Genomic DNA, 17,745 nt, shown 5'->3' with positions numbered 1-17,745 from the left:
CGTTCAGTCCTCAGTAGGTGACCGTCACCTTGACCACGTCGCTGTAGCTGCCCGGGGGCGGCGTCTGCGCGGCCGGCACCTGGCCGTACAGGGTCAGCGACTGGGTGCTGCCGGTGCCGGTGCCGGTCTGGGTGTCGCCGTTGAGGGTGCCGCCCCAGCGCTGGCTGCGCGCCGCGTCGCGGTACAACTCGTAGCGCAGGTATTGGCCAGCGGCGTTGCGCATGCGCCGGATGGTGCCGCTGGCGTACTGGCCGTTGTCCAGGCCGACCTGCCAGGCGGTGCGCCGACGGCAATTCATGCTCAGCGCGGTGGTGTAGTTGAGCGCGGTATCGACCAGGCCGGATTGGCTGCCGAAATCCAGGTCGGCGATGCTGGCGATGGTGCAGACCGGGGCCACGTTGGCCGAACTCACGAACGGGAACTGCGCCGAAGTGGCGCCGCCGGTGCCACCGGTGGTGCAGGAGGCCGGCATGCTCGCCGGGGTGCCGATCAGCGGTTCGTCGTAGCGGTACTGCAGGTTGGTGTACACCCCGCTGAAGCTGTTCTGGTACAGCCCGGTGGCGATGCCGCTCTGCAGCGGGACGCGCCCGTAGACGGTGTAGCTGGCGCTGCCGCTGCCGCCGATCGCCAGCGACGAATAGGCCAGGTCCACCTGCAGTGGCGTGGAGGCGTTCAGCGCGCTGCCCCAGATCAGGCTGCGTGCGCTGTCGCGGTACAGCTGGAAGCCGAGACTGTCGCCGAGCGGATTGAGCATGCGCCGCGACGCGATGCCGAGGCCGCCGCCTTGCGCGCCCTCGCCGATGTTCAGGCACAGGCGCACGTAGATGGTGCCCAGGATGCTGAGCGCACCGGTCTGGCAGGTGACGGTGATCTGGGCGCTGCTGTCGGTGGCCGCGCTGTTGGAGACGTTGCCGAAGTCGAGCGCGGTGGCCGCTGCCGTGCACACGGTGGTGGCGCCGGCCCGCAGCGGCGCCAGCGCCGCGGCCAGCGCCAGCACGGCGGCGCACCGCCATGCGGCGGCGCCGGTCACGGCGCCGGCCCCGCGCTGCAGCGCAGCGGTCCCAGCCGGGCCGGGCGCTGTTGCGGCGTGTGCTCGATGCGCACTCGGCAGCTGCCTGCGGCCATCTCCACCTGCAGTTCGTTGCGTCCGACCCTTAGGCCTTCCAGGTAGGCCTCGCCGTCGTAGCCGACCACCGCGTCGATGCCGGGGCCGCGCACCCGGCTGCCGACCGGCAGCGGGGCGTCGCGCGCATCGTGCAATTGCACCAGCACGCCGTCGCTGGTGCGGATCGGGAAGTCCACCACCACGCCGGTGCGGTCGCGCGGCACCACGATCTGGTCGACCCGCTCCGGACGCATCCGCGGTGGCAGTTGCATCGGATCGATCGACACCTGGTTGTGCTGCCAGCCCATCAGCGGGGTGACCATCAGGAAGCCGCGCGCATCGGTGACGCCGATCGGGCGGTTTTCCAGCAGCACCGGCACGCCGGCGACGCCGTCGGTGGAGACCAGGGCGAAGGCCTGGTCGAGATCGCGGCCGGGGAACCAGCCGCCGCCGATCCGGGCCAGGCCGCCGGAGGCTTCGGCATAGCCGTAGGTCTGGCCGCCGTAGCTGGCCATGCCGGCGGCATAACGCGCGCGCTCGCCGCGCCAGCTGGCCTCGGCCAGGCCGCCGGCGCTGTCCTGGCCGCTGCGCGCCTGCAGCCGCCAACCGCTGCCGCCGTCGCCAGCGGCCGAACGGCTGAGGTCGGCGGCGGTGCTGAGACGGTCGCCGACCCGCTGCAGCGCGACGCTGGCCTGGCGCGCGCCGCTGAGCGCGATCGACCAGCCCAGGTACATGCTGCGGTCGCTGGCCTGGTCCAGGTTCTGGTTGACGCTGAGATTGAGCGAGGACTGCCACGGCAGCGCCCGGGTCCAGAACAGGCTGGCGTAGCGCACGTCGTCGCTGTCCGGGTAGGCCAGGCGCACATAGCTCAGCGACACGTTGCCGATCCGGTCCCAACTGACTCCTGCCAGCGCGCGTTCGCTGATCCGCGGCGGCGGCGCGCCGTACTGCGAGGCCACGTCGCGATAGCCGCGCTGCGCGCGCTGGGTGTCCATCGAGACGTTGAAGCGGCCGTTGTTCCAGCGGTAACTGAGCGCGTACTGGTGGCCGCTGCGGCCATCGCCCTGGCTGTGCGCGAGCGAGGCGCCGACCACGCCGGCCTGGGGCAGCAGCCAGATGCCGCCGGCGCCGGCGTTGCGCACCCCGGCGCCGGCCTCGGCATGCGCCTCGGCGGTAAAGCGGGCGCTGACGCCGCGGCGCCAGCTGGCGCTGGCGACGGTGTCGCCGGCATAGTTGAAGGCATCGCTGCCGTAGCCCTGGCGGACCCGGCCCAGCGCCAGCGACCAGTCGTCCAGACCATCGGCGAGCAGGTCCTGGGTGGCGTAGAACGGGAATTCGACCGAACGGCTGCGGCCGTAGGCGTCGGTGATGACCAGCTGCGCGTTGCCGGCGCCGTCCACGCCGGGCGCGGCCGACAGCTGGAACGGCCCGGCCGGTAGCTCCGAGCCGTACTGGCGGATGCCGTTGACGTACAGGTCCACGCTCGACGGCACCGTCACTTCGCCGAGGAATTCCGGCAGCGGGGTGGTCACCCGGTACGGCTGCAGGCCGAAGTCGCGGCCCACGCGTATCCCGCCCAGGCGCAGCGTGCGGCTCCAACTGGTGCTGCTGCTCAGCGTATCGCCGACCACCACGCTGGTCATGCTCTCGGGCAGCGACCACCACCACTGCGTGTCCAGGCGTATCGCCTGGCTGCGCCAGGCGCGCTGCGGCTCGCGGTACAGGCGGCCGACGAAGGATTGGCGGAACATGCCGCGGCCCAGCACGCCGTCGCCCAAGCCGAAGGCGCGCAGTTCGCCGCTCGCGGTGAGATTGCTGGCGCTGCCCTGGCGGCTGGCGTACAGGTCGTAGTCCAGCAGCGCGCCGGGCGAACTGGTCGCCGGCAGCGCCGGCCCGCCGCCTTGCGCGTCGATGCGGGTCAGCGGCACGTCGAGCAGCGCCACCGGCGCATCGATCGCCAGTCGCTGCAGGCTGGCGTCGTAGCGGTAGCGCACTCCGTCCAGGGTCTCCAGGGCGATCGCGGCGGTGGCATCGTCGGCGATGCGCAGGCCCAGTTGGCGCAGCGTGGCGGCATCGGCGAGCATGCGCGTGCCGGCCTGCTGGAAACGGAACAGCCCGGGCTTGCGGGTTTCGTTCAGGGTGACCTCCAGGTACAGCGTTTCCTGCTCGGACGGCAATTCGACGGGCTGCGCGGCGGCGAGATGCACTGCGCTCGCCCACAGCGCCAGCAGTAGCTCAAGGAGCCTGTGCTTCCAACGCAAGCGACTGAGCAAGGGGCTCACCGTTGATCGTGGCCTTGAACGTGCCATCGGCACGCGCCAGCGCGGGAGGGAGCGGCCAACGCTTGCGCTGGCCCGGCAGGACGTAGCCGGCCAGGCCGTCGGCGATCGCGGCACGGGTGCCGTCGCTGGCGAGGAAATACAGGTCGACCAATTGGGCGTGCTCGCTGCCCTGGTTCACGACTTCCAGCGCCGGCGCGGCGGCGTCGTGGATCAGCCTGGCTTGCAGCGCCGGGGCTGCGGCGACCGCCGGCTTGACGAAGATGGGTACCGAGTAGCGCAGCACGAATTGCAGGCCGGCCGTGCTGCCGGCGGCGGCATCCGCCGCCGGCAGTTCGTCGACCAGCACCCGATAGGTGTCCTCGGTGGCGCGGGGTGCATCGTCCAGGCGGATGATGCGCACCAGTTGCCGCGAGTGCGGCGCCAGTTGCAGCATCGGCGGGCTGATCGCGATCCTGTCGGTGGATTCGAGCAGGTCCTCGCCGTGCTGCTGGCGCCAGCGGAACACCCGCACCTGCGCCTGCAGCGGCGTGTCGCCGCTGTTGCTCAGCCACAGGCCCTGCGCCGATTCCTCCGCGGTCAGCTGCACCGAGGTGGGCGCAACCTGCAGGCTGGCGGCATGGGCCGCCAGCAGTGCCGCCAGCCACAGCGCGGCGGCGAGCGGCAGGCGCAAAACGAGGGATCGGTGCAAGGCCATGGAACGCTCCGGTTACCAGGTGACAGTGGCGGTGACGATGTCGCTGTACGAGCCGGCAGGGTAGTTGGTGCTGGCGACCTGGCCGTAGACGACCAGTGGTTGCACCGCACCATTGCCGGTGCCGGCCTGGGTGTCGTTGCCGATGGTCGAACCCCAGTTCTGGGTGCGCGCCGAGTTGCGGTACAGCGCGTACGGCACGCGTGCGGTATTGCCCGCATCGGCGCTGCCCATGGTGCGCGAGCTCACGGTCGCGCCGGAGCCGCTGCCGGCGTTGAGCGCGATGTTGTACGGGGTGCCCGAGGTGCAGCGCACGTTCAACGTGCCGGTGCTGTTGATCGAGGTCTGGGTGGAATTGACGCTGCCGAAATCGACGTCGGTCGGTGCGGTCTGGATGTCGCAGACGCTGGTGATCTGGATCTTGACGTTGAAGGTGCGCGAATCGGTCTGGGCGGAGGCCACGCCGGTCCCGGCGGCCAGCAGCACAACGATGGCTAGTGCACGATGGAAAGCTTGCATTGGATGAGGCTCTTCGGAATGACGGAGTCCGTCGGAGCCCGGAGCAATGCAAAACGTGCGCCACTGCACATTTATATGGATGTGTATCTAGTTTTTATCAGTGACGAAACTCACGTTTCTACAGGGTTAACTTTGTGAGAAGGGAGGGCGGCGGCCGGGTGCCGAAAAACCGGCAGCCTGCATCGGCGCGTTCAGGAAAGCCCCGGATGAGCGATAATGGTGGGTATGACCGTCAATCTGAAAACCCCCCAGGACATCGAGAAGATGCGCATCGCCGGCCGCCTGGCCGCCGAGGTGCTGGACATGATCGGGCCGCACGTGAAGCCCGGGGTGACCACCGCCGAGCTGGACCGCATCTGCCACGACCACATCGTCAACGTGCAGCAGGCGGTGCCGGCCAACGTCGGCTACCGCGGCTACCCGAAGACCGTGTGCAGCTCGGTGAACAACGTGATCTGCCACGGCATCCCCAGCGAGAGCAAGGTCCTCAAGGATGGCGACATCGTCAATATCGACGTCACCGTGATCAAGGACGGCTGGCATGGCGACACCAGCCGCATGTACTACGTCGGCACGCCGTCGGTGATGGCGCGGCGCCTGGTCGAGGCGACCTACGAGGCGATGTGGCGCGGCATCCGCGCGGTGCGCCCGGGCGCCACGCTCGGCGACGTCGGCAACGCGATCCAGCAGTACGCCGAGGGCGAGCGCTTCAGCGTGGTGCGCGAGTACTGCGGCCACGGCATCGGCAAGGTCTACCACGACGAGCCGCAGGTGCTGCACTACGGCCGTCCCGGCGAAGGCCTGGTGCTCAAGCCGGGCATGACCTTCACCATCGAGCCGATGATCAACGAAGGCTCGCGCTACACCCGCGTGCTGCCCGACGGCTGGACCGTGGTGACCAAGGACCGCAAGCTGTCGGCGCAGTGGGAGCACATGATCGCGGTCACCGAGGACGGCGTGGAAGTGCTGACCCTGTCGCCCGGCGGCCTCGGCGAGCCGTGAGCCTGCTGCCGGCCGGGACCGATGCCGGCATGCCCGATGCGGCCGCCGACGATGCCGACTGGGCCGCGGCGGCGCGGCAAGTGCTGGCCCAGGCCGATGCGCGGCTGAACAAGCGGTTCGACCAGGGCGACGACATCGACCGCCTGCTGGCATTGCGCGCGCGCGCGCTGGACCAGCTGATCAAGCACGCCTGGAGCCGCTGCCTGCTGCGCGATGCCGGGCTGGCGCTGTACGCGGTCGGCGGCTACGGCCGCGGCGAACTGTTCCCGCGTTCGGACATCGACCTGCTGGTGCTCGGCGAACCCGAGCGCCAGCGCGCGCACGAGCAGGCGCTGGCGCGGCTGTTCGCGCTGCTCTGGCATGCCGGCGTACCGGTCAGCCACGCGGTGCGTTCGGCCGCGCAATGCACCACCGCCTGCGCCGACCAGACCGTGCTCACCGCGCTGATCGAGGCGCGTCCGCTGCTGGCCGATGCCGCCGCGCGGGCGTCGCTGGCGGCGGCGATCGCGCCGCAACAGGTGTGGACGCCGCGCGCGTTCTTCCTGGCCAAGCGCGAGGAACTGCAGACCCGCCACCAGCGCTTCGGCGACACCGCCGACAACCTGGAGCCGGACATCAAGGACGGCCCGGGCGGCCTGCGCGACCTGCACACGCTGGGCTGGATGGCGCTGCGCGCGTTCGGCGTGCGCGACCTGGAGGCGCTGATCGGGCTCGGCCACGTCGGCGGCGACGAGGCCGCGGCGTTGCGCCGCGAGCGCCGCGAACTGGCGCGGCTGCGCTACGGCCTGCACCTGGTCGCCAACCGCCCGGAGGAGCGCCTGCGCTTCGACTACCAGAAGACGCTGGCGCAGCGGCTGGGCTTCTCCGACGACGCCGAGAGCCTGGGCGTGGAGAAGATGATGCAGCGCTTCTACCGCAGCGCCGCGATCGTGCGCCGGCTCAGCGACCGGCTGCTGCAGCGCTTCGAGGAGCAGTTCGACGGCGAGGCGCAGCCGCAGCCGCTGGGCGGCGGCTTCTCGCTGCGCCGCGGCTACCTGGCCGCCGATGCCGAGACCTGGCCGCAGGACGATCCGGTGCAGGTGTTCGCGCTGTTCGCGACTTGGGCCGCGCACGGCGAGGTGCGCGGACTGCATTCGCTGACCGCGCGCGCGCTGGCCGAGGCGCTGCCGCAGCTGCCCGCCTACGCCAGCGCCAGCGCGCCGGCGCGCGAGCGTTTCCTGGCCCTGTTGCGCGGCCCGCGCGCGGTGCAGACGCTGACCCGGATGGCGCGGCTGGGCGTGCTCGGGCAATGGATCCCGGCGTTCGCGCAGGTGTCCGGGCGCATGCAGTTCGACCTGTTCCACGTATACACGGTGGACCAGCACACGCTGATGGTGCTGAAGAACATCGCGGTGTTCGCCAGCGCCCGCGCCGACGACCGCTTCTCGATCGCGCACGAGGTGTGGCCGCGACTGCGCAAGCCGGAACTGCTGCTGCTGGCCGGGCTGTTCCACGACATCGCCAAGGGCCGCGGCGGCGACCATTCCGAACTCGGCGCGGTCGACGCGCGCGCATTCTGCGCCGGCCACGGGCTCAGCGCGGCCGATACCGAACTGGTCGCGTGGCTGGTCGAGCAGCATCTGCGCATGTCGGTGACCGCGCAGAAGCAGGACATCTCCGATGCGGAGGTGATCCACCGCTTCGCCACGCTGGTCGGCGACCGCGAGCGCCTGGACTACCTGTACCTGCTGACCTGCGCCGACATCGCCGGCACCAGTCCCAAATTGTGGAACGCGTGGAAGGACCGGCTGCTGGCGGACCTGTACTTCGCCGCCCGGCGCGCGCTGCGCGAGGGCCTGGAGCATCCGCTGCCGGTCGCCGAGCGGGTGCAGGAGGCGCGCGAGGCCACCCGCGCGCTGATGCACATCCAGGGCCACGACGACGCCGTCATCGACCGCCAGTTCGCCGGCATGCCGGACGAGAGCTTCCTGCGCTTCCGTCCCGAGCAACTGGCCTGGCAGGCCAGTTCGCTGATGGAAGTGGAACTGGGCGGCACCCTGGTCAAGGTGCGCCCGGTCACGCCCGACGACGACGCGCTGGAAGTGTTCGTGTACTCGCCCGACCGCGACGGCCTGTTCGCCGCGATCGTGATGACCCTGGACCGGCGCGGCTACGGCATCCACCGCGCGCGCGTACTCGACGCGCCGCACCAGGCGATCTTCGATACCTTCGAGGTGATGCCGGCCGACGCCTTCGCCAGCGGCGATCCCGCGCAGCTGGAAGCCGCGCTGCGCGAGGCGCTGGCCGGCGACCTGACCCGCTTGCGCCCGGCGCGGCGGGTGGTGCCGCGGCAGCTGCGGCATTTCCGTTTCGCGCCGCGCATCGAATTCCGCGAGAGCGTGGACGGCCGCCGCACCCGCCTGAGCTTGGTCGCGCCGGACCGCCCCGGGCTGCTGTCGAACGTGGCGCAGGTGCTGCGTCGCCAGCAGTTGCGCGTGCACGACGCGCGCATCGCCACCTTCGGCGAGCGCGCCGAGGACCTGTTCCAGATCACCGACGAGCACAACCAGCCGTTGCCCGACGCTTCCCGCCAGGCGCTGCATGCCGCACTGCAGGCCTGCCTGGACCCCGATACCCCGCCTGGAGAATCCCGCTAATGGCCACCAAGAAGCCTGCCGCCGCCAAGAAGCCTGCTGCTAAAAAGCCTGCTGCCAAGAACGCCGCCGTCGGCAAGACCACCGCGAAGAAGGCCGTGGCCAAGAAGGCCGTCGCCACCGGCGCCGTCACCAAGCCCGTGGCCGCGCCGAAGTCGCCGGCCAGGCCGGCACGCGCCAAGCCGGTCGCCGGCCCCAGTGCCGACGAACTGAAGTTCACCATCGACAGCGCCTTCGAGCGCCGCGCGGCGCTGACCCTGGACGAGATCGAAGGCTCGACCCGGCCGGTGGTCAATCGCGTCATCGACGGCCTGGAAGCGGGCGAGTTCCGCGTCGCCGAGCCCGATGGACACGGCGGCTGGAAGGTCAACGAGTGGCTGAAGAAGGCTGTGCTGCTGTACTTCCGGGTCAACGAGATGGCCGTGGTCGAAGCGCAGCCGGCGCCGTTCTGGGACAAGGTCGAGTCGCGCTTCGCCGGCTACCACGAGGCTGAGTTCCGCAAGGCCGGCGTGCGCGTGGTGCCGGGCGCGATCGCGCGTCGCGGCAGCTACTTCGGCAAGGACGTGGTGCTGATGCCGAGCTTCACCAACATCGGCGCGCACGTGGGCGAGGGCACGATGGTCGACACCTGGGCCACGGTCGGTTCGTGCGCGCAGATCGGCAAGCACTGCCACCTGTCCGGCGGCGCCGGCATCGGCGGCGTGCTCGAGCCGCTGCAGGCCAGCCCGACCATCATCGAGGACCACTGCTTCATCGGTGCGCGCTCGGAAGTGGTGGAAGGCGTAGTGGTCGGCCACCACAGCGTGATCGGCATGGGCGTGTTCATCGGCCAGAGCACGCGCATTTACAATCGCGCCACCGGCGAGGTGTCCTACGGCTACGTGCCGCCGTACAGCGTGGTGGTGTCCGGCCAGCTGCCGTCCAAGGACGGCTCGCACTCGCTGTACTGCGCGGTGATCGTCAAACAGGTCGACGCCAAGACCCGCAGCAAGACCAGCGTCAACGACCTGCTGCGCGGCCTGGCCGACTGAGGCCGGGCAAGGCCGCCGCGGCGCGACCGCGTGCTGACCCGCGCGGACCGGAGCGCCGCGATGCCTGCGCGCATCGCGCAGCGCTCCAATGGCGGGCGCCCGGTCCGTCACGACCGGGCAAGCGGACGTACATCGGCTGCCGGATACGCTCCGGTGAGGCGTCGTAGTGGCGCCCACCGGCTGGTCGTGTACCACGTCTGCCGCTGTCGCCCTGACAGGAGAAACGTATGCGAATGACGATGTGTGGCTGGTGGCTGGTGCCTGTGTTCGCGCTGTGCGGATGCGGCGCGGCGCCAGATCGCGATGGTTCCGCCAACGCCGGGCGCGGCATTGCGCCGAACGCCGACACCGCGCCTGCGGCACCGAGCCAGGCGGCCGCGGCAGCTTCGACGCCGGCGGCCGATACGGCAGCGGACGCGAAACCGGCCGAGCCGCTGTCCTGCGCCGCCGAACTCGGCGCCGCCGCCGCGGCCAAGCGCGTGGCGACCTGCGTCGCGGTGTCGCCGGCGACCCATCCGCCGTGCAACGCGGCCAACAGCTGCGCCCTGATCGAGGACGAGATCGCACGCAGTTGCGCGCTGTTCGACGGCAAGGGCGCGCCGATGGCGGGCTGCGGGCCTGCGCCCAAGAGCCCGGAGGCGGCCGCCGCCGTGGTGCAGCGCTACTACTCGGCGATCGACGCGCGCGACTACGACGTGGCGTGGCGCCAGTGGGGCGAGGAGGGGCGTCCCGGCCAGAGCCTGGCCGCGTTCACGGCCGGCTTCGCGCACACGCGTTCGACCAAGGTGACGATCGGCACGCTCGCAGCGGGCGACGCCGGCGCGGGGTCGCTCTACCAGCCGGTGCCAGTAACCGTTGAGGCGACGCTGGAGGACGGCACGCAGCAGCGATTCCAGGGCACCTACACCCTGCGCCGCGTCAACGACGTGGATGGCGCCTCGGCGGAGCAGCTGCGCTGGCATATCGGATCGGCCCAGCTCAAGGAAGTGCCGGCGGATTGATGCCGGCGGCGCCGTCGCCATGCGCCGCGGTGCGCCGGCCGGCTTGAACGTGCCGTCGGCCACGCGTCGTATTCGCCGCTTCGGCGCGCCTGCACGATGAAGCCTGGCGCCGCTGCGGCGTCGCCCGCGCGAATGCTGCGCGGCTTGTCGACGATCGAATGCGCCATCGCATGCGCTTTGGGTTGCGCGACGCCTTCATGCATGAGAGCCGCACCGGCGCGGTGGCCTGCATCGGGGTGCAAACCGTCTTACACTCGAACCACGGCTTCCAGCTCAAGGTCTCCGATGCGATTTGGCATGGTGGTGACAGGCGTCGCGTTGATGGCGGCAATGACGCTGGCGGTCGCGGCCACGTCGGTCGCGCGCGCTGGCAACCCGGTGTTCCCCGGCTGGTACGCGGACCCGGAAGCGGTGGTGTTCGACAAGACCTATTGGATCTACCCGACCACCTCGCGGCCCTACGCGCAGCAGACCAGCTTCGATGCCTTCTCCTCGCCGGACCTGGTGCACTGGACCCGGCATGCCGACGTGCTGTCGCTGCCGGCGATCACGTGGGCCAAGCAGGCGCTGTGGGCGCCGGCGGTGGTGCGCAAGGATGGCAAGTACTACTTCTTCTTCTCGGCCAACGACATCCAGAGCGACGCCGAGGTCGGCGGAATCGGCGTGGCGGTGGCCGACAGGCCGCAGGGCCCGTACCGCGACCTGCTGGGCAAGCCGCTGATCGACAAGTTCCACAATGGCGCGCAGCCGATCGACCAGTTCGTGTTCGAAGACGACGACGGCAGCTGGTACATGATCTACGGCGGGTGGAAGCACGCCAACATCGTCAAGCTCAAGGACGACTTCACCGGCGTGGAGCCGATGGCCGACGGCAGCGTGTTCAAGGAGATCACCCCGGCCCCGGAGTACGTGGAGGGCTCGCTGATGTTCAAGCGCGATGGCCGCTACTACTACATGTGGTCCGAGGGCGGCTGGGGCGGGCCGGACTACTCGGTTGCCTATGCGATTGCCGACGCGCCGACCGGGCCGTTCAAGCGTATCGGCAAGGTGCTGCAGCAGGATCCAGCGATCGCTACCGGCGCTGGCCACCATTCGGTGATCCGCGCGCCCGACGACGACAGCTGGTACATCGTCTACCATCGTCGCCCGCTGGGCGAGACGGACCGCAACCACCGGGTGACGTCGATCGAGCGGATGGACTTCGACGCGCAAGGCCATATCCTGCCGGTGAAGATCACCCACGAAGGCGTGCAGGCGCATCCGCTGCGCTGAGCGCCGGTGCCGCGCCGAGCGCGGCCTACCCTGGAAACGCATATGAGCACCACGCTGTACGGATTGAAGAACTGCGATACCTGCAAGAAGGCGACGAAGTGGCTGGACCGTTTCGGCGTGACCTACAGCTTCGTCGACTACCGCGAGCACAAGCCGAGCCCGGAGACCATGGTCGAATGGGCCGGCAAGGCCGGCGGCTTCGACGCGCTGGTCAACAAGTCCTCGACCACCTGGCGCCAGCTGCCGGACAACAAGAAGACGCCCGGGTCCGAGGCCGAATGGAAGCTGCTGCTGCGCGAATACCCGCAGCTGATCCGGCGGCCGGTGGTGATCACCGACGATGGCACGCTGAGCCAGGGTTTCTCGGACAACGGCTTCAAGCAGCGTTTCGGCGTGGGCTGAGCCGGTGTCGGTGGCGCTGCCGCTGCCGTTCGCCGCTTCCTGTAGGAGCGGCTTCAGCCGCGACCGTATCGCCGGAATGTCATTGAAACCCGAATCAAGCGCAGTTGCCGGCATCGCATGGCACCCTGCGTACCTGTCGCGGCTGAAGCCGCTCCTACCGTGACCCCAGACCCATGTCCGACGTCGTCGACCTCACCTGCGAACTGATCGCCCGCCCGTCGGTGACCCCGGACGATGCCGGCTGCCAGGCGCTGATCGCGCAGCGGCTGGCGCGCGCCGGTTTCGCCATCGAGCGGCTGCGCTTCGGCGAGGTCGACAACCTCTGGGCCACCCACGGCGGCGCCGGCGACGACGGCCCGGTGCTGGCGCTGCTCGGGCATACCGATGTGGTGCCGCCGGGGCCGCGCGAGGCCTGGGCCAGCGATCCGTTCGTGCCGCAGATCCGCGACGGCGTGCTGTATGGACGCGGGGCGGCCGACATGAAGAGCGGGGTGGCCGCGTTCGTGGTCGCCGCCGAGCGGTTCGTCGCCGCGCATCCCGATCATCCCGGCAGGTTGGCGCTGTTGCTGACCTCCGACGAGGAAGGCGACGCGCTGGACGGCGTGCGCAAGGTCGCCGAGACCTTCCGTGCGCGCGGCGAGCGCATCGACTGGTGCATCACCGGCGAACCGTCGTCCACCGCGCGACTCGGCGACCTGCTGCGGGTTGGACGCCGCGGCAGCCTGTCCGCCACGCTCGCGGTCAAGGGCGTGCAGGGCCATGTGGCGTATCCGCACAAGGCACGCAATCCGATCCACCTGGCCGCGCCGGCGCTGGCCGAGCTGGTCGCGCGGCATTGGGACGACGGCTACGAGAGCTTCCCGCCGACCAGCCTGCAGATCTCCAATCTGCACGCCGGCACCGGCGCCAACAACGTGATCCCCGGCGAGCTGCAGGTGGCCTTCAACCTGCGCTACAACCCGCACTGGGACGCGCCGCGGCTGGAAGCGGAGATCGCCGCGTTGCTCGATCGCCACGGCCTGGACTGCACGCTGCGCTGGCATCGCAGCGGCGAGCCGTTCTACACCCCGGAAGGACGCCTGCGCAGCGTCGCGCGCGAGGTGCTCGGCGCCTTCGCCGGCGCGGCGCCGGAAGAGAGCACCGGCGGCGGCACCTCCGATGCGCGCTTCATCGCGCCGCTGGGCGCGCAGTGCATCGAGGTCGGTCCGGTCAACGCCAGCATCCACCAGGTGGACGAGCACGTCAGCGTCGCCGACCTGGACGCCTTGCCCGGGTTGTACCTGCGCCTGATCGAACGGTTGCTGGCGTAACAGTTGCGCCGGCCTGCGTGCCGGGTTACGTTCGCCGCATGACCTCGCTGTCCGCCCTCCGCCCGATCCACGCCAACGGCCGCAATAGTGCGCTGGCGAATAATCGTGCGCGGCCGATGCGGGTCTGCGACTAGGCGCTACCGAAACACCACGCCCAGTATCCAGAAAACCCGCATCAGCCGATGCGGGTTTTTTTATGGGTGCGTGGAGTGGCGGATCCCCCACGACAGCCCGGCCATCGATGGCCGGGAATGCAAGTAACACCAACCCCACGACCAGGAGTGTTTCATGTGTTCGATCTTCGGCATCTTCGGCCTGCAACCGGGCGACGACCTGCAGGCGCTGCGCCGGCAGGCGCTGGACTGCTCGCAGCGGCAGCGCCATCGCGGCCCGGACTGGAGCGGCGTGTATGCCGACGACGGCGCGATCCTGGTGCATGAGCGCCTGGCCATCGTCGATCCGGCCGGCGGCTCGCAGCCGCTGCTGTCGGAAGACGGCCAGCTGGCGCTGGCGGTCAACGGCGAGATCTACAACCACCGCGAGCTGAAGAAGCAGCTGGCCCGGCCCTACGCGTTCCAGACCGCGTCGGACTGCGAGGTGATCAATGCGCTGTATCGCGAGGAGCAACCGGCCACGCTGCTCAACCGGCTCAACGGCATCTTCGCCTTCGCGCTGTGGGACAAGGCGGCCGGGCGCGCGCTGATCGCGCGCGATCCGATGGGCGTGTGCCCGCTGTACTGGGGCCACGACCAGCAGGGCCGGCTGCGCGTGGCCTCGGAGATGAAGTCGCTGGCCGACAGCTGCGCCGACGTCGCCCAGTTTCCGCCCGGCCACTACTACGACAGCGCCAGCGGCGAACTGGTGCAGTACTACCGCAAGCCGTGGCGCGACTACGATGCGGTGCAGGGCGTGGAGGTGAGCAAGCAGGAGCTGCGCGAGGCCTTCGAGCGCGCGGTGCACCGCCAGCTGATGACCGACGTGCCGTACGGCGTGCTGCTGTCCGGCGGGCTGGATTCGTCGCTGGTCGCGGCGGTGGCGGCGCGCTTCGCGCGCAAGCGCATCGAGGACAACGACGAGGCCGAGGCCTGGTGGCCGCGCCTGCATTCGTTCGCGATCGGCCTGAAGGGTTCGCCGGACCTGGCCGCCGCGGCGATCGCCGCCGAATCGCTGGGCACCGTGCACCACGGCTTCGAATACACCTTCGAGGAAGGCCTGGACGCGCTGCCGGAAGTGATCCGGCACATCGAGACCTACGACGTCACCACCATCCGCGCGTCCACGCCGATGTTCCTGCTGGCGCGGCGGATCAAGGCGATGGGAGTGAAGATGGTGCTGTCCGGCGAGGGCAGCGACGAGATCTTCGGCGGCTACCTGTACTTCCACAAGGCGCCGAACGCGCGCGAGTTCCACGAGGAGCTGATCCGCAAGCTCGACGCGCTGTACAACTACGACTGCCTGCGCGCCAACAAGTCGATGATGGCCTGGGGCGTGGAGCCGCGCGTGCCGTTCCTGGACGTGGAGTTCATGGACGTGGCGATGCGCATGGACGCGCAGTACAAGATGATCGACAAGACCAACCCCGGCGCGGTGCGCATGGAAAAAGGCGTGCTGCGCGCGGCGTTCGAAGGCTACCTGCCCGAGTCGATCCTGTGGCGGCAGAAGGAGCAGTTCAGCGACGGCGTCGGCTACGGCTGGATCGACGGGCTCAAGGCGCATGCCGAGGCGCAGGTCAGCGATCGCGAACTGGCCGCGGCCGACAAGCGCTTCCCGGTCAACCCGCCGCAGACCAAGGAAGGCTATTACTACCGCACGCTGTTCGAGCGCGCGTTCCCCACGCCTGCGGCGGCCGAGACCGTGCCCGGCGGCAAGTCGATCGCCTGTTCCTCGCCGGCGGCGATCGCCTGGGATGCGAGTTTCGCGACGATGGCCGATCCGTCCGGGCGCGCGGTGGCCGGGGTGCACGAGCAGGCCCTGGCCTCGTGAGCTGAGCGCGGCACTCGCTGCGCGGCGCGCGGGGCTGCGGCCCCGGCGCTGGCTGGCGGCGCCCGGTCGCGCTGCTGGACTATGCAAGCGGCGCTTCCGCGCCGCTGCAATGCGCTGGCGATCGTCGCTTGCCGCGGCGCCGCCGGGTCAGGCGTCGTCGGCAGCGTTGCCGATACCGATGTGGATGCGGCCCTTGCCTTCGCGCTTGGCCGTGTACAGCGCCTGGTCGGCGCGCTTGAGCAGGTCCGCCACGTCGCCGCCGGCGCCCAGCCGCGCGGCGCCGGCGCTGAACGCGAATTCCACGCCTTCCACGCGCAGGCTGCGGACCCGGTCGAGCAACCGTTGCAGCGACGCGCCGACCTGCGCGTCGCTCATGTTCTCGAACAGCACGCCGAATTCCTCGCCACCGAGCCGGCCGATCTTGCAGCGCACGCCGAGCCCGACCAGTTCGGCGGCAAGCGCCAGCAGCACCGCGTCGCCGACGTGGTGGCCATGGGTGTCGTTGACCTGCTTGAAGTCGTCGATGTCCAGCATCGCGAAATGCAGCGTGTCGTGCCCGCGCGCGGTCGCCGCTCGCAGCTGCGTCATCAGCGCGCGGCGGTTGGCGATACCGGTCAACGCGTCGGTCTCGGCCAGGCGCCGGTAGTCTTCCTTCAGCGTGTAGGCGGTGCGCATGGCGCCCACGAACATGCGGTTGAGGGCGACACCGAGCAGCGCCACCACCGCCAGCAGGATCGCCAGCAGCGGAAGATCGCCGGCCACCGGCACCAGTCGCGGCTGTCCGCTGAACATGATCGCCCAGGTGCAGGCCATGGCCAGCAGGTAGTCGCGCGACAGCGAGAACAGCAGGCTGACGCCCAGGCAGATGGTGATCGCCACCGGCAGCACCCAGAACAGCCCGTTTTCGCCCATGGCGTGGAGTTCGACCCGGAACGCGGTGGTCAGCGCGATCACGAACAGGAAGCCGCTCTGCCGCCACTGCCAGAACCGCTTGGCCAGGCTCATGTTCGCCGAGCTGATGAGCAGGGCGACGAACACCAGCGCGTAGCGGGCGTCCAGCGGTCCTTGCAGGTGCGGGTTGCACAGCACCGACGCCGGCCAGGCCACCAGCGTCAGCAGCTGGATGGTCATGATGGAACTGCCGAGCATGCGGCGGATGTGGTTCTGGTACGTCTCGTCGCCGTGCGCGCCTGGTGCGGCGTGGTCGTGGTCGGCAGGAGACAGGCCATCCGGCTCCATGCCCGATGCCTCGAGCGCCCTGGATCGCCGCTCGACTATCGACATGGCCTGGCGCTGCTCGGGCGCCGCCACGCGCGGTCCGCCGGCGGCCTGGCGCCGGACAGCTGCAGCGGAGCGTGCGTCATCGCGGGGGCGGCCATCGCGCTGCGCCGCGCCTTATTCGAAGCGCATGCAGCGCCCGTAGCGTTCGGGCTGGATGTCCACCCCGGAGGCGTCGGCCTGGTTGTTCTTGCGCCACAGATTCTGGCGGAAGTCCGCGCCACTGCAGTTGGCGGCGCGGTCCACGCCGATCGTGTAGGTATAGGGGTTGTCCTTGAAGGTGTTGTTCTCGAAGGTGTTGTCCTGGCTCATGCTGTTGTCCCAGCACAGGATCTCCGGAGTGCGCTGGCGGATCGAGCAGGCAAGGTAGATGCCGGCGCCCTTGTTGCCGGTGAACTGGTTGCCGGCGAACAGGTTGCGCCGCGCATCGGCCAGGTACACGCCCTGGCTGCCGTTGCGCTCCAGGCGGTTGTTGCGGATCTCGCTGTCTTCCAGGTGCTCGGTGGTGATGCCGGCGGCGACGTTGTCGTGGATGTAGTTGTCGATCAGCTTGACCTTGGCGGTGCGGTTGAACGAGACCCCGTCCCAGATCGCGCCGGACACGTCGTTGCGCTCGATCAGCAGGTCGCGGCTGTCGTACTCGCTGAGCAGGCAGGCGCTGCGGCACTTGCTCACGCGCAGCCGGGACAGGCGGATGTTCTGGCCGGCGCGCACCACCACCAGGCTGTTGCTCAGGTACGGGCGCTCGGGCATGAATTCCTTCTCGGCGCTGCCGCCGACGATCTGCAGTTGCTCGACGCTGACGTCGCGGATCGGCCGCTGCGGGCGTTCGTTCTGGTAGTCGCCGACCACGATGACCGGCTGCTGCACGCCGTCCTGCATGCGCAGCACCGTGGCATCGCCCTGGCCGCGCAGGCGCAGGCCGTCGCGCTGGATCGACAGCAGCTTGGTCACGTGGAAGTCGCCGGCGGTGAGGCACACGGTGGCCGGCTTGCCGTCGTTGGGCACGCGGTCGACCGCCGCCTGCAGGTCGTCGCCGGGTTCCGCGCGCACGCTGCAATCGGTGGCAGCGGCGGTGGACGCGGGCGTGGCCGCCGTGGCGCAGCCGCTCGACAGGCAGGCGGCGAGCGGCAACAGCAGGGCGAGCAAGGGGCGGCGAAGCGTCATCGGATACAGGCTCTGCTTGGGGGAGGAGGGCAAGGCGGTTCGGCCGCGGGCGCTGTGCGGCCGCCGTGG

13 protein-coding genes and 1 pseudogene are annotated in these 17,745 nt (G+C 70.0%); 8 read left to right on the top strand and 6 right to left on the bottom strand.

What is annotated here, in order from left to right; all coding sequences use genetic code 11:
* Window positions 1-10 precede the first annotated feature (10 nt).
* Genes NUG20_RS13885 through NUG20_RS13870 form a run of 4 tightly spaced genes read right to left on the bottom strand, consistent with a single transcriptional unit; the run spans window position 11 to window position 4,597 of the window.
* A complete protein-coding gene (locus NUG20_RS13885; protein ID WP_263395041.1) occupies window positions 11-1,030 on the bottom strand; it encodes a Csu type fimbrial protein in 1,020 nt (339 codons plus the stop codon).
* Window positions 1,027-3,312: a fimbria/pilus outer membrane usher protein gene (locus tag NUG20_RS13880; protein ID WP_263395040.1), complete on the bottom strand. Its 2,286-nt coding sequence runs from the start codon at window positions 3,310-3,312 to the stop codon at window positions 1,027-1,029. The genes NUG20_RS13885 and NUG20_RS13880 overlap by 4 nt, the downstream gene beginning before the upstream one ends.
* A gap of 28 nt (window positions 3,313-3,340) precedes the next feature.
* Entirely contained in the window at window positions 3,341-4,081 is a 741-nt protein-coding gene (locus NUG20_RS13875) for a fimbrial biogenesis chaperone (RefSeq protein ID WP_263395039.1), read from the bottom strand.
* Between the two features lie 12 nt (window positions 4,082-4,093).
* On the bottom strand, window positions 4,094-4,597 hold the full coding sequence (locus NUG20_RS13870; protein WP_263395038.1) for a Csu type fimbrial protein: 504 nt from the start codon (window positions 4,595-4,597) through the stop codon (window positions 4,094-4,096).
* A gap of 225 nt (window positions 4,598-4,822) precedes the next feature.
* Here NUG20_RS13870 and map point away from each other — a divergent pair, with 225 nt between their 5' ends.
* From map to asnB, 8 genes and pseudogenes are all read left to right on the top strand, one after another.
* Window positions 4,823-5,599 carry a type I methionyl aminopeptidase gene (gene map / locus NUG20_RS13865; RefSeq protein ID WP_317852749.1) on the top strand — a complete coding sequence of 259 codons (777 nt, stop codon included), beginning with the start codon at window positions 4,823-4,825 and terminating at the stop codon, window positions 5,597-5,599.
* Window positions 5,600-5,628: 29 nt separating this feature from the next.
* Complete coding sequence (locus tag NUG20_RS13860; protein ID WP_263398489.1) at window positions 5,629-8,235, top strand: [protein-PII] uridylyltransferase; 2,607 nt, start codon at window positions 5,629-5,631, stop codon at window positions 8,233-8,235.
* 41 nt (window positions 8,236-8,276) lie between these two features.
* A pseudogene (gene dapD / locus NUG20_RS13855) lies at window positions 8,277-9,263 on the top strand (2,3,4,5-tetrahydropyridine-2,6-dicarboxylate N-succinyltransferase); the annotation flags it as partial.
* Between the two features lie 227 nt (window positions 9,264-9,490).
* The gene (locus NUG20_RS13850) at window positions 9,491-10,264 is read left to right on the top strand and encodes a hypothetical protein (protein WP_263395035.1); all 774 of its coding nucleotides are present in this window, start codon (window positions 9,491-9,493) and stop codon (window positions 10,262-10,264) included.
* Window positions 10,265-10,585: 321 nt separating this feature from the next.
* Window positions 10,586-11,536: a glycoside hydrolase family 43 protein gene (locus tag NUG20_RS13845; protein ID WP_263395034.1), complete on the top strand. Its 951-nt coding sequence runs from the start codon at window positions 10,586-10,588 to the stop codon at window positions 11,534-11,536.
* 42 nt (window positions 11,537-11,578) lie between these two features.
* The gene (locus tag NUG20_RS13840) at window positions 11,579-11,938 is read left to right on the top strand and encodes a Spx/MgsR family RNA polymerase-binding regulatory protein (protein ID WP_263395033.1); all 360 of its coding nucleotides are present in this window, start codon (window positions 11,579-11,581) and stop codon (window positions 11,936-11,938) included.
* Between the two features lie 173 nt (window positions 11,939-12,111).
* On the top strand, window positions 12,112-13,248 hold the full coding sequence (gene dapE, locus NUG20_RS13835; protein WP_263395032.1) for a succinyl-diaminopimelate desuccinylase: 1,137 nt from the start codon (window positions 12,112-12,114) through the stop codon (window positions 13,246-13,248).
* A gap of 288 nt (window positions 13,249-13,536) precedes the next feature.
* A complete protein-coding gene (asnB, locus tag NUG20_RS13830; RefSeq protein WP_263395031.1) occupies window positions 13,537-15,231 on the top strand; it encodes an asparagine synthase B in 1,695 nt (564 codons plus the stop codon).
* A 147-nt stretch (window positions 15,232-15,378) separates the two neighbouring features.
* Here the strand turns inward: asnB and NUG20_RS13825 are convergent, their stop codons facing one another.
* Both NUG20_RS13825 and NUG20_RS13820 read right to left on the bottom strand, forming a co-directional pair.
* Window positions 15,379-16,470 carry a GGDEF domain-containing protein gene (locus tag NUG20_RS13825; RefSeq protein ID WP_263395030.1) on the bottom strand — a complete coding sequence of 364 codons (1,092 nt, stop codon included), beginning with the start codon at window positions 16,468-16,470 and terminating at the stop codon, window positions 15,379-15,381.
* Between the two features lie 156 nt (window positions 16,471-16,626).
* Complete coding sequence (locus NUG20_RS13820) at window positions 16,627-17,676, bottom strand: right-handed parallel beta-helix repeat-containing protein (RefSeq protein WP_263398488.1); 1,050 nt, start codon at window positions 17,674-17,676, stop codon at window positions 16,627-16,629.
* Between the last annotated feature and the right edge of the window lie 69 nt (window positions 17,677-17,745).

This window comes from Xanthomonas sp. CFBP 8443 (genome assembly GCF_025666195.1).
In the GTDB taxonomy this organism is placed as follows: Bacteria; Pseudomonadota; Gammaproteobacteria; order Xanthomonadales; family Xanthomonadaceae; genus Xanthomonas_A.
This window is presented reverse-complemented; position numbering and strand designations above follow the sequence as displayed.